The 19,189-nt window shown below is 31.5% G+C and carries 15 protein-coding genes; 6 read left to right on the top strand and 9 right to left on the bottom strand.

All coding sequences use genetic code 11. From position 1 onward, the window contains the following. The first annotated feature begins 83 nt into the window (after window positions 1-83). A complete protein-coding gene (locus Spiro2_RS01340) occupies window positions 84-824 on the top strand; it encodes an ABC transporter substrate-binding protein (RefSeq protein WP_338636541.1) in 741 nt (246 codons plus the stop codon). A gap of 61 nt (window positions 825-885) precedes the next feature. On the opposite strand, the gene Spiro2_RS01335 is transcribed toward Spiro2_RS01340, so the two are convergent. Next, window positions 886-1,758 (bottom strand): FYVE zinc finger domain-containing protein, encoded by an 873-nt coding sequence (locus Spiro2_RS01335; RefSeq protein WP_338636540.1) that lies wholly within the window; start codon window positions 1,756-1,758, stop codon window positions 886-888. A 244-nt stretch (window positions 1,759-2,002) separates the two neighbouring features. Here Spiro2_RS01335 and Spiro2_RS01330 point away from each other — a divergent pair, with 244 nt between their 5' ends. The 4 genes from Spiro2_RS01330 (at window position 2,003) to Spiro2_RS01315 (ending at window position 8,960) form a co-directional block, all read left to right on the top strand. Continuing rightward, window positions 2,003-2,710, top strand: coding sequence for a hypothetical protein (locus Spiro2_RS01330; RefSeq protein WP_338636539.1), 708 nt, complete (start codon window positions 2,003-2,005; stop codon window positions 2,708-2,710). Between the two features lie 208 nt (window positions 2,711-2,918). Next, window positions 2,919-4,514: a class I SAM-dependent DNA methyltransferase gene (locus Spiro2_RS01325; protein ID WP_338636538.1), complete on the top strand. Its 1,596-nt coding sequence runs from the start codon at window positions 2,919-2,921 to the stop codon at window positions 4,512-4,514. Window positions 4,515-4,517: 3 nt separating this feature from the next. Then, window positions 4,518-5,864: a restriction endonuclease subunit S gene (locus Spiro2_RS01320; RefSeq protein ID WP_338636537.1), complete on the top strand. Its 1,347-nt coding sequence runs from the start codon at window positions 4,518-4,520 to the stop codon at window positions 5,862-5,864. 33 nt (window positions 5,865-5,897) lie between these two features. Next, window positions 5,898-8,960: a type I restriction endonuclease subunit R gene (locus Spiro2_RS01315; protein ID WP_422398024.1), complete on the top strand. Its 3,063-nt coding sequence runs from the start codon at window positions 5,898-5,900 to the stop codon at window positions 8,958-8,960. Here the strand turns inward: Spiro2_RS01315 and Spiro2_RS01310 are convergent. From Spiro2_RS01310 to Spiro2_RS01300, 3 genes are all read right to left on the bottom strand, one after another. Beyond that, window positions 8,957-9,679, bottom strand: a complete 723-nt coding sequence (locus tag Spiro2_RS01310) for a class I SAM-dependent methyltransferase (RefSeq protein ID WP_338636535.1) — start codon at window positions 9,677-9,679, stop codon at window positions 8,957-8,959. The genes Spiro2_RS01315 and Spiro2_RS01310 overlap by 4 nt on opposite strands. Window positions 9,680-9,854: 175 nt before the next feature. After that, window positions 9,855-10,724, bottom strand: coding sequence for a type II TA system antitoxin MqsA family protein (locus tag Spiro2_RS01305; RefSeq protein ID WP_338636534.1), 870 nt, complete (start codon window positions 10,722-10,724; stop codon window positions 9,855-9,857). 1 nt (window position 10,725) lies between these two features. Beyond that, a complete protein-coding gene (locus Spiro2_RS01300) occupies window positions 10,726-11,106 on the bottom strand; it encodes a hypothetical protein (RefSeq protein ID WP_338636532.1) in 381 nt (126 codons plus the stop codon). Between the two features lie 450 nt (window positions 11,107-11,556). Here Spiro2_RS01300 and Spiro2_RS01295 point away from each other — a divergent pair, with 450 nt between their 5' ends. Then, the gene (locus tag Spiro2_RS01295; protein WP_338637744.1) at window positions 11,557-12,102 is read left to right on the top strand and encodes a YaaW family protein; all 546 of its coding nucleotides are present in this window, start codon (window positions 11,557-11,559) and stop codon (window positions 12,100-12,102) included. Window positions 12,103-12,266: 164 nt separating this feature from the next. Here Spiro2_RS01295 and Spiro2_RS01290 read toward each other — a convergent pair whose 3' ends face one another. The 5 genes from Spiro2_RS01290 to Spiro2_RS01270 all read right to left on the bottom strand — a co-directional run bounded on the left by Spiro2_RS01290 (window position 12,267) and on the right by Spiro2_RS01270 (window position 18,859). Next, window positions 12,267-12,812: a hypothetical protein gene (locus tag Spiro2_RS01290; protein WP_338636530.1), complete on the bottom strand. Its 546-nt coding sequence runs from the start codon at window positions 12,810-12,812 to the stop codon at window positions 12,267-12,269. A gap of 27 nt (window positions 12,813-12,839) precedes the next feature. Beyond that, entirely contained in the window at window positions 12,840-14,033 is a 1,194-nt protein-coding gene (locus Spiro2_RS01285) for a toxin-antitoxin system YwqK family antitoxin (protein WP_338636528.1), read from the bottom strand. Between the two features lie 99 nt (window positions 14,034-14,132). Next, on the bottom strand, window positions 14,133-16,604 hold the full coding sequence (locus tag Spiro2_RS01280) for a DEAD/DEAH box helicase (protein ID WP_338636526.1): 2,472 nt from the start codon (window positions 16,602-16,604) through the stop codon (window positions 14,133-14,135). After that, window positions 16,604-18,067 (bottom strand): Eco57I restriction-modification methylase domain-containing protein, encoded by a 1,464-nt coding sequence (locus tag Spiro2_RS01275; protein ID WP_338636525.1) that lies wholly within the window; start codon window positions 18,065-18,067, stop codon window positions 16,604-16,606. The genes Spiro2_RS01280 and Spiro2_RS01275 overlap by 1 nt, the downstream gene beginning before the upstream one ends. Continuing rightward, entirely contained in the window at window positions 18,068-18,859 is a 792-nt protein-coding gene (locus Spiro2_RS01270; protein WP_338636523.1) for a hypothetical protein, read from the bottom strand. Window positions 18,860-19,189 lie beyond the last annotated feature (330 nt).

The raw sequence follows: 19,189 nt of genomic DNA, 5'->3' as shown, positions 1-19,189 counted from the left end.
AAAAGTTTATTATTAATTCTATCTACTGTTTTCAGAGCAAACCTATTTTGGAAAATTAATTTTCTCAATACAAGGAGATATTTATGACAAATAAATTTTTACTTTTTATTCTTTTTTTGTTACTTTCACTCAATTCTGCACTAGCTCAAACTAAAATTTCTTTAATTACCGAAGATTATAGACCACCATTAAATATGATTATTGACAATAAAATTGTTGGTATCTCAACTGAAATTATGCAAGAAATAATGAAAAGAGAAAAAATTAAGTACACTTTGGAAGTATTACCTTGGGCAAGAGGATTTAATACCACTCAAAAAAAATCTGACACCGCTCTATTCTCCACTACTAGAACTCCGGAAAGAGAAAATTTATTTAAATGGGTTGGCCCAATTATCTCCAATAATTGGGTATTTTTTGCAAAAAAGGGATCTAAAATTAAAATCAATAGCCTTGATGATGCAAAAAAATATTCTATTGGAGTTTATACTGAAGATGCGGTGACCGAATTTTTACAAAAAAACGGATTTGTTAGAAACGAAAATTTAGATGTTTCAACAAATGATCAACAAAATGCGTTAAAACTACAAGCAGGACGGATTGATCTCTGGGCATCAGGTTCAGCACTTGGTCCTTGGATTGTTAAATTGGCAAATGCAGGTCGTATTGAAGAACTCTATACATTTAATAAAACTGAATTGTATGCAGCATTTAATATTAATACAGATGATAAAATCATCAATCAATTGAACAAGCAGCTAAAAAAAATGAAGCAAGATGGAACTGTTAAGAAAATTTACAATAAGTATTTTTATCAAAAATAAGATGCCCTATTCATAACAAAACTTTAATGCCGTTTAAGCTAGGTTATTTCTAAATCATTTTTTAGTGCCGAATACAAACTTTATAATTATTTTCTTTTTCAATGATACTATTTTTAAAGATAGATTTTTGAAAATTTTTAAACTTAATGCAATTTTTACAAACAATAATTCCACAAACTCTACAATGATTACGAGCTTTATAAAGGACATTTAATGAAGCATAAAAAAATGGAGAATTACAAATCATACAATTTGAAAGATCTTTCGATTTTTTTATCCAGTATTTACCAGTTTTTAAATATTCATATAAATCACTTGTGTTATCAAATCTTCTAGTTTTATTATGTAAACAAGTAATTGGAAAAAAATAGCTATTTGTATTAAAATCCTTATTAAATTCAGCAGCCATAATTTCATTATTATCAACTCGCAATATACAATAACCATTATATGAAACCGTTAAAATACTTTCGTATAGCTCTATTTCTTTTTCAAAACTATTTTTATATCGACTTGAGTATATTTCATCCATATTATCTATTAACCTATACTGAGGGGTAGAACCATTAGTCATCAGTATATAAATTTTTAAAATTTCATTTGATATATCAAATATTTTATTGATTATAAGATGATCAATATTTTTTAAAATACCTTCAAAGGACAATCCTCCCGATTGATGCATCATAGTAATTCTAGTTATTTTTTTAGTTGATTTATTTTTATGAATTAATCCAACTATGACACATTCAGTCACTTCTCTGGTAAAAACTCCATCCAATCCTGAAGAAAAATCAACATTTACACTCGAGGCTTCAGGTAAATATCCAGCTAAATGAAAAAAAGAGGGCGCTATTCTCTTATGTTCAAAATAATACTTAGCAGCTTTATTATCTAAAAAATTTAATGGTTTTTTTATTATATTATATCTCATATTTTTCCATTTTAAAATTATTTTTTAACTCAAATAAACTAAAATACAGTTAATTATATTATAATTATTTTATTTTTTTGTCTAATATAAAAATTTGTATTTATAAAATTGTTATTTTATTTAATATAATTTAAAAAATTTGTATTATAAAAAAATAAAATTAAAAATTTAAAAATAAATAAAAAATATTTTATTTTTAATAAAAATTAGATACAACATGCAATAAAATTTTGGAGGATTAACAATGAGCCAAAAAGATAAAACGCTCATATCTGAAAAATATATTGAAGCCCTACGCATGATGAACAACTGGGCAACGGTTTCTGAATGGGCCTTAAAGGTGGCTGAGGTTTTTCCTGAAATATTAAAAAAAGCCGATCAAGAGGCAAAAAAGCATAAAAAACCTTCTACGGGGATTAGAGAAATTGCTGCAAGAATAAGCTCTGCAGTTGTATCTGGAAGATATGCTGGCAAAATTGAAATTGATGAATCTGAGCGTCCCAAAAGAGTTAAAATAATAGCCGAAACCGACAAAGACTCATATTTTAAAAGAGAACTCGAAGCTGACTTAGAACCTTTTACCCGAGCGCAAAAAATAAAATCTGATGAAGCGCAACTGGGAACAAAAGAAAAGTATAGAATGGCAGAATTTGAAGCAATAATTTTTCAATTAAAAAACTTTTTTAATTTGGATTTTGAGTGCGAGCATGCAAAAGCAATTTTAAATCCAAATTCTCCTGGCAAACATCACCCAAACAATATTCAAATTTTATTAAAATCCCACAACAGATTAAAAGGAAATAGTAATTGGGATAGATTTACTTTAGAAGAACAAATAGAGTATATCAAAGCGGTTGTTCAAGTGCAAAAACTTGTTTCAAAAAAAATGCGGGTTGATCTTCAAGAAGAGGTGATAAACTCCATTATAGAAAGATTAAAATTGATTTATTAAAATTCAATAAAAAAATTGAGATTACTTTTACCCCTCCCTCAATCTAACTTTACAACATAATATCACCATAAAATTTATTTTACGATCTATTGAAAATAATTTTAAAAAAATATAATTTATTTTCTGCAAAAACAAGATGTTCTATACGATTCGCAATGTAGCAATAAAATCACTCAAAAAATTGATTTAAAAACCTGGGAAAATGTAAATGCCAAAAATTAAAAAGACACCCAAAGAAGAAAAACAAAAAATAAAAAAAACACCAAAAGAACCTAAAGAAAATAAATCAACAACCAACCTGGGCTTTGAAGAAAAACTTTGGCAAACCGCCGATAAACTTAGAGCCCATATGGATGCCGCTGTTTATAAACATGTTGTTCTTGGCCTTGTGTTTTTAAAATACGTTTCTGATTCTTTTATTGAACGATATAACGAACTCCTAAAAGAAGATGATGGCTTTGAAGAAGAAAAAGATGCCTACTCAGAAAAAAATGTTTTTTGGGTACCTAAAAATGCGCGCTGGGACAACATTAAAAATAACGCAAAAAAACCTGAAATTGGCAAAATAATTGATGACGCCATGAACGCTATAGAAAAAGAAAACAGAACTCTTAAAGGTGTGTTGCAAAAAGATTATGCTCGCCCCGATTTAGATAAAAGAATGCTTGGTGAGCTTGTTGACTTAATTTCATCAATTGAACTTGGCGACAAAACAAGTAAACAAAAAGATCTCTTGGGCAGGGTTTACGAATATTTTTTAGGCAAGTTTGCCAGTGCTGAAGGTAAGCTTGGTGGTCAATTTTATACTCCAGGTTGTATTGTAAAACTTTTAGTCGAAATGATTGAACCACTCAAAGGACGAATTTATGACCCTTGTTGTGGCTCAGGCGGTATGTTTGTTCAATCTATTAAATTTTTAGATGCTCATGGCGGTAAAAAAGGCCAACTTTCTATTTATGGACAAGAATCCAACCCCACCACCTGGAAACTTTGCAAAATGAATCTTGCCATCAGAGGGCTTGAAGGCGATCTGGGTGAAATGAACGCAGACACATTTCATAACGACCAACACCGCGATCTCAAAGCCGATTATATTTTAGCAAATCCGCCTTTTAATATTAGTGACTGGGGCGGAGAAATGCTGAAAGACGACCAACGGTGGCGGTATGGAGTGCCTTCGGCTGGTAACGCCAACTACGCTTGGTTGCAGCATATGGTGCATAGGCTTGCGCCAAACGGAGTTGCAGGCATTGTTTTAGCAAACGGAAGTTTAAGTTCTAATCAATCGAGCGAAGGTGAAATTAGAAAAAAAATGCTCGAGGCCGACATTATTGATTGTATTATTTCTCTTCCTGGACAACTTTTTTACTCCACTCAAATTCCTGCATCACTGTGGTTTATTTCACGCAATAAAAAAACCGCTCCCAACCAAAAAAATAGATCTGGCAAAGTTTTATTTATTGATTGCCGCAAAATGGGAATTATGACCTCAAGAGTAAACCGAGAATTAACTGAATCTGAAATAAAAGAAGTTGGCAGACTTTATCATGCCTGGAGAGGCGAAAAAGAGTGCGGCACGTACCAAGATAAAGCTGGATTTTGCAAATCTGTTACTTTAGATGAAATTGAAAAAAATGGCTGGGTACTTACGCCTGGAAGATATGTGGGGGCGGAGGATGTTGTTGATGATGAGGGGTCGTTTGAGGAGAAAATTATTAATTTAAAAAATATGATTTTTGAATATTTTAAAAACTCAGGAGTATTAATGAAACAAATAGAAAAAAACCTCAAATTTTTTGGATAACTTATGCATTTCACATTAACGGTTAGAGAACTTGTTGAAAAAAGAATATTAGAAAAACCAATGGATGGAAATCATGGAAGCTATCATCCAGCTTCTGATGAATATGTAGAAAAAGGAATTCCTTTTGTAATGGCTTCAGATTTAGTTGGAGGAAAGATAGACTACATTAAATGTAAAAAAATTACAATTGAAAGAGCTAATAAATTACAAAAAGGGTTTTCAAAACTAGGGGACGTCCTTCTCACTCATAAAGCAACTATTGGCAGAACTGCAATTGTCTCAAATATTGATGAGAATAGTTTTGTAATGCTAACCCCTCAAGTTACGTATTACAGGGTTAAAAATAAAAATATTTTGGATAATAGATATTTAAAATATTATTTTGACTCTTTAGAATTTCAAAACATTCTTATGCAATGGTCAGGTGGAGGATCAACACGAGCTTATTTAGGAATAACAGGACAACTAGATCTACCAATTAGTTTTCCAAATATTGAACAGCAATTAAAAATAGTTTCTTACATTGAACCAATAGACGACAAAATCGCTCTCAACAACCAAATGAACGAAACTCTTGAATCAATGGCGAAAGCAATTTTTAAAGAGTGGTTTATAGATTTTGGCCCTGTGCGAGCAAAAGCCGAAGGCCGCCGCCCGTTTGGCATGGACGATGAAACTGTTGCTCTTTTTCCAGATAGTTTTGAAGATTCTGAACTTGGTCCTATTCCGAAGGGGTGGAAATTAGATAATATTAATGAATTTTCATATTTAGAATATGGTAAAAATCTTTCTGTCAGTAAACTTCAAACAAATGGATTTCCTGTTTATGGAGCCGCAAGAATTATTGGTTATTATTCAAAAAGCTTATATAAAAAACCAACAATATTAATAACTTGTAGAGGTAATGGTTCTGGTGATATACTTGAAACAAAAGAAGAAGCTTTTGTTACAAATAATTCAATAGCAATAACTCCAAAAGATGAGAATTTAAGACATTACCTAAGACATTTTTTAAAAAGCATAAATACAAAAGTTGTAGTAACTGGCTCAGCTCAACCACAAATCACTATTTCTAACCTAAATACACTAAAAATTTTAATTCCAAACAAGAATATATTCTCAATTTTCTACAAATTGATAGATCCTCTTTGGAAAATGCAGTCATTAAATGACAATCAAAATGAAGATTTAAATAAACTAAGAGATCTCCTCCTCCCCAAACTCATTTCAGGTGAAATTTCTTTAAGTAACAATGAAATTTCACCTACCAGCAACGAAACAACAACTCATATCCCAGTTCAGCAAAAAATTTATGCATACGCAAAAAACGAGGAAAAATTAAACGTGTAACCATTTTATTTCATAAATTTAAGGAGACCAATGATGAACTCCGACTCCGTTACCGAAGACACGCTCGAATTGCAGGCTTTAGATTGGTTTATTGAAATTGGTTATACAAAATATTATGGTCCAGATATCGCTCCAGAGGGAAAAAATGAGGAACGAAAAAGTTTTGCAGATGTTATTTTAGTAAACAGACTAAAAAATAAACTTTTTGAACTTAACCCCAAAGTTCCTGCAAATGGAATTGACGAAGCGATTCGTAAAATTCTTTTGTTTGATATTACAAACCCCGTGTTGCAAAATAAACGCTGTCATCAATACATCACAGATGGTGTGGATGTTGAATATCAAACTGTTCAAGGTAACAAACCCGATAAAGTTTGGCTTATTGATTTTAAAAATCCTGAAAACAACGAATTTCTCGCTATCAATCAATTTACAGTGATAGAAAATAAAAATAATCGAAGACCAGACATTGTAATTTTTGTAAATGGCCTTCCTTTAGCGGTTATAGAATTAAAAAATCCTTCTGATCCTGGCACCGATGTGTGGCAAGCTTATAATCAAATTCAAACCTATAAAAATGAGATTTCATCTTTATTTAATTATAATGCCGTCAATGTGATTTCTGATGGCCTACACTCAATGGTTGGCTCCTTAACAGCTCACCAAGAACGTTATCATGTTTGGCGAACAATCAATTCCGAAAAAGACGTTCCTACCAATCTTTTAAGTTTAGAGGTTGTCATTAGAGGATTATTTGATAAAGAGCGTTTTCTTGATTTTGTTCGTTACTTTGTTGCGTTTGAGCAAAAACCAAAGTCTGATGCCGCCATTAAAATTGTTGCGGCATACCATCAGTTTAATGCGGTGAGAGCTGCAATTAACAACACTATTAAAGCAATTAAAGGCGATAAACGTATTGGAACAGTTTGGCATTCTACAGGAAGTGGCAAATCACTTACAATGGCATTTTATGTTGGAAAGGCCGTTGTGCAAAACGAACTGCAAAACCCAACAATAATTATTTTAACCGATAGAAACGATCTCGATAATCAGCTTTTTGGACAGTTTTCTAGAGTCACTCAAATTTTGCGGCAAACTCCAAAACAAATCGAAAGCCGCGGCGATCTTGTTAATGCTCTAAAAGTTGCATCAGGGGGAATTTACTTTACAACCATTCAAAAGTTTTTTCCTGAAAAAAAGGGAGAACAATTTCCGTTACTCTCTGAGCGCAAAAATATTATTATCGTTGCCGATGAAGCTCATCGAAGCCAATATGGTTTTACAGAAGGATTTGCCATACATTTAAGAAATGCTCTTCCTAACGCAAGCTTTATTGGATTTACAGGAACCCCAATTTCAAAAACTGATGCTGATACCAGAGCAGTATTTGGTGACTATATTTCTATTTACGATATTGAACGCTCAATCCAAGATAAATCCACAGTTCCTATTTATTATGAAAGTAGGCTCATTAAACTCGAAATAAATAAAAACATCGATCTCGACTCTGAGCTTGAAGAAATTACAGAAAGCGATGAGCCCTCAGAAAAAGAACGCATAAAATCAAAGTGGGCTAACCTTGAGGCCTTAGTCAGTTCTGAAAATAGAATTAAAGAAGTGGCAAAAGATTTTATTTCTCATTTTGAGAGCCGACAGGATGGTAAAAAAGGCAAGGCAATGCTTGTTTGTATGTCTCGCCGTATTTGCATTGATATGTATAACGAAATTATAAAACTCCGCCCAGAATGGCACGCACAAGATGACGAAAAAGGTGTCATCAAAATAATTATGACAGGTGCGGCATCAGATAAAGAAGAATGGCAACAACATATCAGAACCAAAAAACGCCGAGAAGAACTTGCAGAACATTTTAGAGATGAACACTCACCATTTCAAATTGTTATTGTGCGAGATATGTGGCTTACAGGTTTTGACGCGCCCTGTATGACCACAATGTATATTGATAAGCCCATGAAGGGGCACAATTTGATGCAGGCCATTGCGCGAGTTAATAGAATATTTGAGGGTAAAAAAGGCGGAGTTGTTGTTGATTATATTGGAATTGCAGACTCTTTGCGCAAAACCATGCAAACCTATACAGAAAGCGGCGGACAAGGCAGACCATTTCTCGACAAAGAAGAAGCCGTTGCCATCATGCTCGAAAAATACGAACTTTGTTGTCAGATTATGTATAAGTTTAAGTACAAACAAGCGCTTGGCAACTCAATAGAAGTGTTAAAATTGCTGCCATCTGCGCTTGAACATATTTTAGCGCAACCCGACGGGAAAAAACGATTTTCTGACGCGGTGTATCAACTCTCAAAAGCATTTGCTCTTGCAACTCCGCACGAATCGGCTTTGCAAATTCGTACAGAACTCATTTTTTTTCAAAACGTGAATGGAGCATTAAACAAAAACAATCCCAATGCGGCATTACGGCTTGAAGATAAAGAATATATTTTAAGACAACTTATTTCTAAGTCAGTGGCTTCAGAAGGGGTGATTGATATTTTTTCTGCGGCTGGATTAAAAAAACCCGACATTTCTGTGCTTTCGGACGAATTTTTAGCAGAAGTGAGAAATCTTCCTCAACGTAATTTGGCAATTGAACTTCTAGAAAAACTGATTCAAGGCGAACTCAAAACCAAGATGAAAAAAAACAAAGTACAAGAAAGACATTTTTCAGAAATGCTTGAAAATGCATTAAGAAACTATAAAAACCGAGCTATTGAAACCGCCAAAGTGATTGAAGATCTCATTAAAATGGCAAAAGAAATTAAAGAGGCTCATAAGCGAGGAAAAGATCTTAATTTGACTGATGATGAACTGGCGTTTTATGATGCACTCAGTGACCACGGAACTGCTAAAAACATATTGGGTGATGATATTTTAAAAAAAATCGCTATTGATCTTGTAAATACGATTAAAACAAATCTCGATGTGGATTGGATGATGAAAACAACCTCAAGGGCTAAGGTTCGGATGTCTGTAAAAAGACTTTTAAAAACAAGAGGATATCCGCCAGATAAAAGCGAAAAAGCCATCGAACTTATTTTAGAACAAGCAGAGCATTTGTGTAAGGAGTGGGAAAATTAGCCCTTAAAATTAACAATTTTTCTCGCTATAATTCCCACACTTTCTCTTCCATCAAGCTGAACTTCTAATGGAAAATAAGGTCTCGCAAATAAAAAACTTTTTTCTACAATAAAACCACATTTTTCAAAAATAATTTTTAAATTATAATCATCAAAAAACTGCATATACTCTGGCAAGTTGTCAGATATTTCACCTGAGTTTATATAATTTTTTGTTTTTACGTAACCTGCAAAAATGTCACCTTGTGCAATTCTTTTTTTAAAATCTAAGTGTAAATGATTCCAGTTTTTTAAAAACGGAGTTTCAGCGGTAAAGTATGCGGTACCATGATTTTCTAATAATTTGTATGTTAATTTTAAACATCTTATTAATTTATCAGGATCAAAAAAATGAATTACACGAGCACAAAAAATAGACGAAATTGAGTTATCAAGTAACTTTATATCTTCAAAGTCACATGGCATCAAAATTAATTTATTGCTATTAATATTTGCATTATTTTTTAATATTTTTAAATGATTTTCATCTATATCATTTGCAATAACAGTAGCTCCTTGTTTTAAGCATTCAAGACTAACTACACCAAAGGCTGCTCCAATTTCTAAAACTGGTAAAGTGCAAGATTTAGACGATTCAATAAAATTTTGAGAAATTTCGTCAAGTACTTCGCTTAACGCATAACCAGTTTTATTTAATGTTTGGATAAAGTATTTTGACATATTTTTATTTTACTTTCATTAAAAAATAAAAGATACCAAATAGTTAACAACTTGATATAGATGATCATGAGAAATAAAGGATCGAAAAATAAAAAACAAGAAGAAAATATTACCGAATTTTGACTTGCATTATTAGAATTATCTTGAGTTTGATTTTTTGGATATCAACTAAATTTTAAACAAGTAAACTTGATGATTTTAGGTAACTAATATAATCAATGTACTTTGTTGTTTCTGTAAAAGCTATTTCTTTATGAGACAATTCAAAAATTTCTTTACCACCATCTTTTTTTGAACGTTCAGTAATATCTTTTATTACTTCTAATTCTTTGTCATCAAAAATAGATAAATCAGAATCCCTTAATGCCTTTAAATCGTGCTTTCCACTCCGAGAAATAAATTTATGCTCTTCAAGGTAACGATAAATTTCTTTAAATTGATCAGGACATGGACCATAATCAAGAGCAACATAACGAGCTCCTGTAACACTTTTACCGAATTTTTGAAAATTCTTAAAATCAACGTAGAACAAAGCTTTGTTCAAATAAATAGGACTTTTTGTCACAGAAAGCAAATGCAAAACTAGGTGAGTAAATGTATTAATGTTAAACTTTCTATTACCAGAAAACTCATCTGACGGCGCACTTTTCCATTCTATATTTAACATATTTTTAATCGCATATAATTCGTCACATTTGAGTCTTATGAGTTCGTTTTGAGATTCATCTTGTATGTGATGACTCTCCCAACGTTTGACACTCGCTTCACCCACACCTAAGTATTTTGCGAATTCAGTTTGAGTCATAGCCATTTTTTTTCTAAATGAAACTATTTCATTTGAAGTCAAAAGTTCATGCTTTTTTCTATATGTGTCTGAAGCCAACACACGAAAATTTGCCATTTGCTCTGTATTCATCATTTCATGCCTACATTTTGTGCATACAAAAGCTTCTGCAATTACTTCTAATTGATCTTCTTTTAAAAGTGTTTCCATACGTACTTTTTTTATATCAAATTTTTTGTTGCAACAGTTAATACAATCCATTTTAAATCCCCCTTTTTTTAGGTGGTTTATCTTCATGCAAAGAAACAAGATAAAAATTGTTATTTCTAAGCACAAATTTTAAATACATATTCCGTCCATACAATTTGCTTGTCCAAGAAAAAGCGAATAGTTCTGATCCAAGAATTTGATACTCATAAGCCTTTTGAGGCGGCCTTGTACCCGTGTAGTCTTTAGGTTCGATTTCAGTGAGTAATTTTTGGATTAGAAGCCATAACTCCTCAGTTTCAATATCTAGCTTATTGAGTTCTCCTAAATTTTTAGAGGGTTCTGCAAAAATTCCTTCATTAATTAATAAAATTTCTTTTGCTTCTCTAAGTTTTTTTGAGAGCTCCTTAATACTAGGCCTTTTCTGAATATTCACATCCAAACATCCTTATCGGAAGAAATTAGTATCAATTGATACTATAATATGATTCTTTTGGATTTACAATAAAAATATTACCTGTTATGTATGTTTTTATTATTATAGCAATAAGATTATTTTTGTTGTAAAATCAATATATTATAAAAAATAATACTTTGTTGTATAAAGTCAAAAGAACCCTGGCTATAGCGACGCTTTTTATCGTTGCGTTATAGCCTTCACTCCATCTTCATTGTACAACCTTACTCTTTTTTCTTTGAAATTCTGTAGTTGGTTTATTTTGGTTTTCGATATATTTTTTTATAATTTCAATCGATGTGCCTCCACACGTCACAGTACAAATGATTTGATATTACGATCATAACTCGGAACACAAATGAAAAGTCCCGAGAAACAGCCCAAATTCGAGGTCTATGGAAGACCTTTTATAAAGAAAGATAGTGGGAGCTGATTGCTGCAGAAATTCAGTGCTTTGGAGAAAATACTTTTGCAACTTGGGCTCGTTGTGGCGAGGGTGTTTTGTACAGAGAAATATTGATAGATGTTTGCGACAGCATGCGTGTCAACTACAATGCTCACGCCAATATTGAACGCATCGAAATGAATTTGTTGCTAAAGATTCTTACCGACTCTATGGATAAAATGACGCCAGAAGACCTAATCGATCTTGCTAGCGAGCTTGGGATAAAAACAACAAATTTTTCCAAACAAACCCTTATTATTGCAGCTCAAACTAGTGTAAAAATGAGCGGATTTGTTGCGCACAAAGTTACTGTTATTGTAGCAAATGCCGCATTAGCTCGCGCTATTGGCATAGCTGTGGGTCCAATTGGATGGACGCTTACAGCACTGTGGTCACTGAAAGACGTAGCTGGATCCGCCTTTTGGGTTACAATACCGTGCATAGTGCAAATTGCTTTTCTGCGAACTATGATAAATCAACAAAACAGTAGTGTGTATTCTCGAATTTCTCCAGACAGCATATGCAGATAACAGCAGCAGAGTTGTTTTTACTTTTATCGTTAGACCATGGTAGTCATGCAAATCGCTTACCAAAAACATTATGTAAAAAAGAGGTTTGTATTATTGTGAATCTTGAAAAAAAGGACTTTTCTTTCAAGCACCAAATTAAAATGCTTTAGTATAAAACACCGAAACTAACAACCAGATAATTTATTTTTTAATTCATCTATAATTTTATTGTACTTATCAATTTCAATTTTAGATTTTTCTTTATTTTTTTTATAATCATTAGATATAATTTTTGCTGTTTTTTCACTATCTGTTTCTTCTACAAACATATCAAATATGTTAATTTGTTGCGGAGGAATACTGAAATATTTTTTTTCTAATGCTTTTCTTTCTGCATTTATATCTGTTAGTTTTCTATTAATTATAGTAGTTTCTAAATCCATTTTATTATAAATATTTATTTTACAATAATCATTTTTACTTTGTGCTTTACCGCATGAATATCTCGATGTATTTTTATCTATATTATCACCTTTATTTAAAATATCATTATTTTGATTTGATACTATTTCTGAAGAATTTAATATTAAACCTTGCGAACCACAAATCATATTACCATTTTTTCCAAATAATTCTTCATTTTCAATTTTTTCAATCGGTTCAATTAAACGAGTATTACAGCTTATTGCAAATAAAAATAAAACTACTAAATTTAATAATTTAAAACTCATAATTTTTACCTCTTAAAAAAATTAATATCAATTACAATTAACTTTACCTGCAACTTCCCAATTCACCAATTCTGCACGATTAAGTTTTCTACCAGTACTAGTTTTTCCAGAAATAAGTTTATCGTTTTTATAAATAGCTGTTGCACAAATTTTTCCATTTTTTAAATAAAAAGTAGATTTTCCTTCTTTTTTTCCTTTAATATATTCAAATTCTGTATTTAATTCGCCTGAATCATAAAATACTTGCAATACACCACAAACAACACCGCTACAATACTTACCTCTCTGTTTTAATATTTCATCTTTATAATATAACATATAAACTCCATTAAGAATCCCATTTTTAAATAAATGTTCACTTTTTAATTCACCAGTCTCATAATAACATTTTCTTCCTCCATTAAGTTTACCTTGTGTGAAATTTCCAATGCAATTTATTTCACCATTTTCATAATATAATTTAAACTCGCCATTCAATTCACCGTTTTGAGCTACCCCTATTGCTTTAATAGTTCCATTTTCATACCAAAATGTTACTGTTCCATAACCATTTTTATATAAATTTTCTTCCATAATATTTCCATTTTCATAATATGAACGAGAAAACCCATTAATAAAACCATTTTTTATAAGAAATATCTTTTCTATAAAACCTTCTTTATATAGAGACAATCCTATCCCAGAAACAGGTTCTTTTGTTTTAATATCTAAAAATTGTGTAATATTATTTGATTCAAATTCAATAATATCTTTTTTATAAATATATATTTTTTCAGATCTTTTTTTAAGATCTTCTAATTTTGGTGCAGTATTTCTTTCAATTTCTTTTTTGTTTACATCAATTATTAAATCTTCATAATTATTTTCATTAGAAGATTTATTCACAATATTATCGATAATTTTTAACTTATCAATAGTAATGTAAACAGACCTATAACAAGTAAAATAATTTTCGTTATTTTTTTCACAATCACTTCTTAATGGGTTAATTTCTTTATATTTTCCTCTACAATCATCAGCTTTATTACAAATTAAGTCAAATTCTTCAAAAGCATTTTTTAATGCATTTTTTCTTGCAACATCTTCATCATTGTCTCTGCCAATTCCACATACTTCATATGTATCTTCAATTTTTTTTGAAGCTCCCTCTTTACAAAACCATTGTGAAGAATATGCATAGTTTTTTAAAAAAATCATTATTACAATAAATTTAATATGCATAAATTTTCCTTAATTCTTAGAACAATTTATATTAACCTCTAGTCTATGTTTACTTGATATACAAATTCCCAAAATTTTTGTATATTTTATCAATCAAAATTAAGAAACCATTTTTTTAAGATTTTCTAAAATATAGATTTCTGGATCTAATGAGGTATTTTCTTGATCTCTAAACTCACGAACAATACGATTTAATGCAAAGCGATTCATAAACCCTTTATCACAAAGCTCTGTAAAGTCGTCCTTAGAAATTCCAGTCATGACTTCAAAGAATTCAGGAGATTTAGTATGAATCACATCATCAATATTATATTCTCGCTCATAAGTCATATAAATAAAATCTGCCATACAAATTGCAAGACGTTTAATTTGAGTAGCATACCACTTTTTTCTTGATTGCCTGTCTTTATCTTCATCCTTTTGAGAAAAATCTTCAAAAATTTTTTCTTTTTGTTCTTGAGTGAGATTAGGATCCGCTTTAACGTCTTCAAGTATTGATGCGTCTATACCAATTTGCACTAACGCTTCGGCTGTAATACTGCCAACTTCTTGAGTTCTATAACCTTTAACTTTTAGAAGAATTTCGAGTATATGGGGAAATTCTTCTAAAAGTTTTAATTTACCAAAGTTCACTAAAATATTTGATGTAATTCTACGCGCAAGCGCAATGCGAGAACCTTCATGATTGAGAACTTCAAATATATCCTGCGCTGTCGTAGGTATGCATACAAGACTGCCCTCATAAAACCTTTTAATATCTAATGTATCACAAAGCCCTTCTGTTATTATTTCTAAATTATTTTTATTGATATCAACCTTCTGATCAAAACTTTCTTGCTGATCAATTTGATCTGCAATATTGCTAGCACAATCATAAGTCACTTGAAGACAGCGCGAAATTGCAAAATCAAATACCCATGCTTTGGGTTTTAAAATTTGCTTAGTTTTTTCGTTTATATAAGTAGACTGCACTCTAAAAATTGCCTGATAATAAGACTCAGCAGATTGAATATCATTTAAAATAAGAATGCTATCCCACTCCTTAATTGTCACACCAGTTAAAAATCGTCCACAAGTAAACGTAATTGTACCTAATTTTGTTGGATCTGTATTTGCTTTCGCAATAGCATTTTGAACTGAAGATTTTTCTTTAGCTATAATTTTTTCATCGTTATCACTTTTTTGCGAATCGCTCCCCGAAGCATTAATTAAAATAAAGTTACAAAAATAAGGATTTTTTTCTAATTTTTTCATGAGAGCTTTAATTGAGTCAACCCGACTTATCCACCAAACTGAATGCCGCTTAGGAGGACATCCTAGCTGAATAGCAAGTTGTCCAAATATGCTAATTGCTCTTGCTTCATGTCCCACTATAGTTAGTCCATCAATAAAATGATCAACGGCTTGCTCGTAAACAAATTGACCTTCTTCATTTGTTTCAAATAATCGATTTAATGAAAAATCAATATCATCAGTTTTAAAAGTGTCTCTTTGCTCGGCAATGTCTTCGTCTGTAATCTCAATTGTAGAAATATTAAGATCGGGTAATTGGCGATAAATTTTTTCTCCGGTTTCTAACGGGTCATTAGCAATTTCTGCTTTTTTATTTTTTTGTTCATCCAAATAACTGTACGTGTAAACTTGTTGCGAAGAAAAATCATCTTGCTCAATAAGTCTAAATGGCGTACCAGATAAATCTAACCTATGGGTAAACTTTAATTTTTCTAAAATATTTTTAGTTCGTTCTGTTCTACTACCGTAATGAACCTCATCAAAAATAACTAAATCCCAATGTATTTCTAGAATTTTTTGCAACCTTGCTTTAGTGTTACCTTCATCATCAATCCACAAATCTTGTAAAGAAACACAAAGTACTATTGAGTCGCTGTTTTTTGGAAAATCTCCGCTTTCTGTTAAACTTGGATCAAGAGGTCTGTCTGATTTTGGTTTTGCACGAATACCAGTCCATTCTTTAAAATCAACTTGCTCATTAACAGTATCAATCCATTCGCCAATCACATCGGGTTTATAAGTTACTATTAAGGTGTTTCTAGCATTAATTTTTTTAGCCAAATGAATACTGGTAAAGCATTTGCCAAACCTCATTTTAGCATTAATCAAAAATCGATTCTTATGGGTTGCTGCTCCAATAACTTCGGGTGGGTATTCTTTATTAAACCATTTGCAAGCTTTTTCTATGGCTTCTTCTTGCTCTTTTCTAAGTTTGTAATGTTCTGAGCGAGACGTTCTATAAACAACTTCGTTATATGCTTTGCGAACATCTTTAAATAAATCAACTTGGTTGTTTTGCGCCTCAACCCATTCTTTTCCAGGAGCATTTTTAATAGACTTATAGCCCCTCTTAAGAAGCTGCGCACGAACATGATGATCTTGAACACCCTCAGGCAGAAAACCAATCATTTGGTACTCAGGATTTTCAGGGTTAGAAGTGCCAAACTGATTCCAAATTCTATCCTCACCAATTTTAGTTTGACCAACCTTAATCCAGCCTTTGGTTTTATATACCTCGGTGGTGTAGGCGTATAACAACAATAAGTCAGCAGTACTCATTATGACCACTCCTGGACTTTCTTTTTAATGTGAGCTTGTTCTTCTTTTGTGATTTTGAACAACTTATAGAGTTCAGCTTCAGAGTATTCTTTATCTGCACCTAAAAAGGGAACCCAATTCCAACAATCTTTGGGAATATGCTGAGTTAATTTCCTTAATCCAAGCATATATCTGCAAAAATCAGTTTTTAGATAATTACAAAAATTTTCTGCTTCTAACTCAGTTTTAAAACTTGCCACTACTGTATATGTTTCAGCTGTAATATAGCCTTTAGGAATAATAAAATACTGATGTTTCGGCAAAGTAACTCTTCTAACTCCCATTTTTGAACCAGGAGCGTAAGCAGCAGGAACTACTATTTTATATTCATTAATTTTATTTAAGTTCTTAGTTATATGATTTTTATTTACATAAAGAATTGATCTTCTCTTAGAATAACAAGGTACAGCGTTCTTATCGCCTATCTCCAATTTATGATTTTTTTTGAAATAGTCAGTTGCAATACCAAACGGCTTTCTTGACCAAGCGATACCACCTACAAACTGACCATTCCAGATTCTTAAAATTTTTTCAACAATTTGATACCCTAAAGGATCGTCCAGTACAATGTCATACTTTGAAAAATTAACAACAGTCTGCACTCCTTTTTCTATATAAGTGGTATCTCCTGCATAGTTTCTCTGCCAATGAAGAAAACAGACTCCTCCTAAAATATCTACTGTCGGAAATATTTCTTTAGATTGTTTAAAATGATAAATTGATTTAATTTCCTTTGAATTAATCATTCTATTTCTGAATTCCTGAACTCCTTTACCAGCCGAAAACCATCTTGACGGTATAACAAGCATAAGCTCAGATATATTCTTTTCATTCATTAATCCTTCAGCAAATAAGTTATATATTGCTGAAGCACTACCACCAAAACCAGAGTCATTCTCTTGATAAGGCGGATTTCCAACGGCAATTATTTTTTTATTACCTGTTTTTTTCTTGATATATTCAATCATCGAAATGAACTCCTTATCAAACTTTTGTTTATTTAATTTTCCATCAATTTCTGATAAGTAATGACCGTCTCTAATGATGTGATTAAATTTTTCGTCATGGGAGTTTTTATTGCCTAAGAAAGTTCTAATACTCAATCGATGATGCCGTTCATCAGGAGCTAAGCCAAAATACCGATTGGATAAAAAGATCTCATTAAAAACCATGCTCATATCAAGTAAGTCAGGTTTATTTTTGGCTTTCGCCCAAGAGCTATAAAATGCGCATGCTAAAAGTAGTTCACCGGCTTTACAAAATGGATCAAAAAAAACGATATTTTGATCTTCAAATACCTCACTTCCAAGAAGCGACACCATTTCTAATGCTTTTTCCATACGGAGAATAGGCTGATCTCGACCAATAACATTGCCAAGTACATCAACAACATGAGCTGTGGGCTTTATTGTAATAGCTGGCATCTAGGCTCCTGCAGGAAGAGTCTCACTTAATTTACGAACTGGTTGTTGAGTTTTAGTCATCTCAATAACAGACTTAGCAAACTCAAAATCCTCAAAACCGCGAATTTTTGCAGAAAAAATAGCCTCAATAAAGCGAAGTGATCTTTGGTATTCTAAAGGTATTGTTTTGTTTACTTGGCAACTGTGAAAAAATGCTGCCCATGTTAAATTAAAATTGAGTTGATGATGCCCATTTTGAACAAACCATTTAGCCCCTGCTTTGGTTAAATTGGCATTGGCTTTTGCATCTTGCGGATTGCTTAACGCTGATAAAGTTTCATTTTCGCTAATATGCCATTTTATGGCAGAAAGAATATGAGCAAAAAAATCTTTCTTTCTTGCTAAAAGATCAAAGTCATTATTAACTTTCAATTGTGTTTTTAAAAAATCTAAAATTACAGAAAGTACACGAGAACGACAATTTTCTATATTTTTGTAATCAATATCTATTGCCCACAAAGTATTAATAGAATTCGCTACAGAATAAAAAGCGGCATCACAAATACCTTGAAAAAGAGCTTTTTTATAGATTGCGGTTAGGCGCCGCTTGTAAATTGAAATAACGATGTTGCCATGACCACAACACGGTTCAAAAAAAACGGTTTCCTCATCAAACCAAAGATCATTTGTATCTTTTGATAAAAGATTTAGCATATCTTCAACATATTTTTCTGGAGTAAATACTTCGCCAAAATCTTTAATTCTAGATTTGCTACGATAATATAAATTTTCTAAATCAACACCGAGACTCATTTTAATCTCCACTAATACTTAGAGTCTTTGCAAGCATAAAAATTTTTTAAAATTTAATTATATTTTATATAATAAAAATCCAAATATGAAAAATGTTTTACATTTTTTTGACATTAATAAATTTGTATTATTGATTTATTTTCTTAAATTTATCATTTTTTTACAAATAAATTAAGAAGTGTTCTAAAATATTGAAAAAGATGATAACAAATCAAATATGGTCGAGGCTAGCAATAATAATAAAAGAATTTAAAATTCATTTTTCAAATAGATTAAGGAAATTTATGGAAGCTGTATTTTGGAAGCAACCCACTGCTCAATTTTAAAACA

Origin of the sequence: Spirobacillus cienkowskii, from assembly GCF_037081835.1 — a bacterium.
In the GTDB taxonomy this organism is placed as follows: domain Bacteria; phylum Bdellovibrionota_B; class Oligoflexia; order Silvanigrellales; family Silvanigrellaceae; genus Silvanigrella; species Silvanigrella cienkowskii.
Note: the sequence above shows the minus strand (reverse complement) of the source record. Positions and strands in the feature narration are given on the sequence as shown.

Bases quoted from the DNA above. Each gene is read 5' to 3' on its own strand.
- Spiro2_RS01330 (WP_338636539.1), top strand. From the start codon at position 2,003: ATGAGCCAAAAAGATAAAACGCTCATATCTGAAAAATATATTGAAGCC.
- Spiro2_RS01335 (WP_338636540.1), bottom strand. From the start codon at position 1,758: ATGAGATATAATATAATAAAAAAACCATTAAATTTTTTAGATAATAAA.
- Spiro2_RS01320 (WP_338636537.1), top strand. From the start codon at position 4,518: ATGCATTTCACATTAACGGTTAGAGAACTTGTTGAAAAAAGAATATTA.
- Spiro2_RS01290 (WP_338636530.1), bottom strand. From the start codon at position 12,812: ATGAGTTTTAAATTATTAAATTTAGTAGTTTTATTTTTATTTGCAATA.
- Spiro2_RS01280 (WP_338636526.1), bottom strand. From the start codon at position 16,604: ATGAGTACTGCTGACTTATTGTTGTTATACGCCTACACCACCGAGGTA.
- Spiro2_RS01305 (WP_338636534.1), bottom strand. From the start codon at position 10,724: ATGGATTGTATTAACTGTTGCAACAAAAAATTTGATATAAAAAAAGTA.
- Spiro2_RS01325 (WP_338636538.1), top strand. From the start codon at position 2,919: ATGCCAAAAATTAAAAAGACACCCAAAGAAGAAAAACAAAAAATAAAA.
- Spiro2_RS01340 (WP_338636541.1), top strand. From the start codon at position 84: ATGACAAATAAATTTTTACTTTTTATTCTTTTTTTGTTACTTTCACTC.
- Spiro2_RS01285 (WP_338636528.1), bottom strand. From the start codon at position 14,033: ATGCATATTAAATTTATTGTAATAATGATTTTTTTAAAAAACTATGCA.
- Spiro2_RS01315 (WP_422398024.1), top strand. From the start codon at position 5,898: ATGAACTCCGACTCCGTTACCGAAGACACGCTCGAATTGCAGGCTTTA.
- Spiro2_RS01310 (WP_338636535.1), bottom strand. From the start codon at position 9,679: ATGTCAAAATACTTTATCCAAACATTAAATAAAACTGGTTATGCGTTA.
- Spiro2_RS01275 (WP_338636525.1), bottom strand. From the start codon at position 18,067: ATGCCAGCTATTACAATAAAGCCCACAGCTCATGTTGTTGATGTACTT.
- Spiro2_RS01270 (WP_338636523.1), bottom strand. From the start codon at position 18,859: ATGAGTCTCGGTGTTGATTTAGAAAATTTATATTATCGTAGCAAATCT.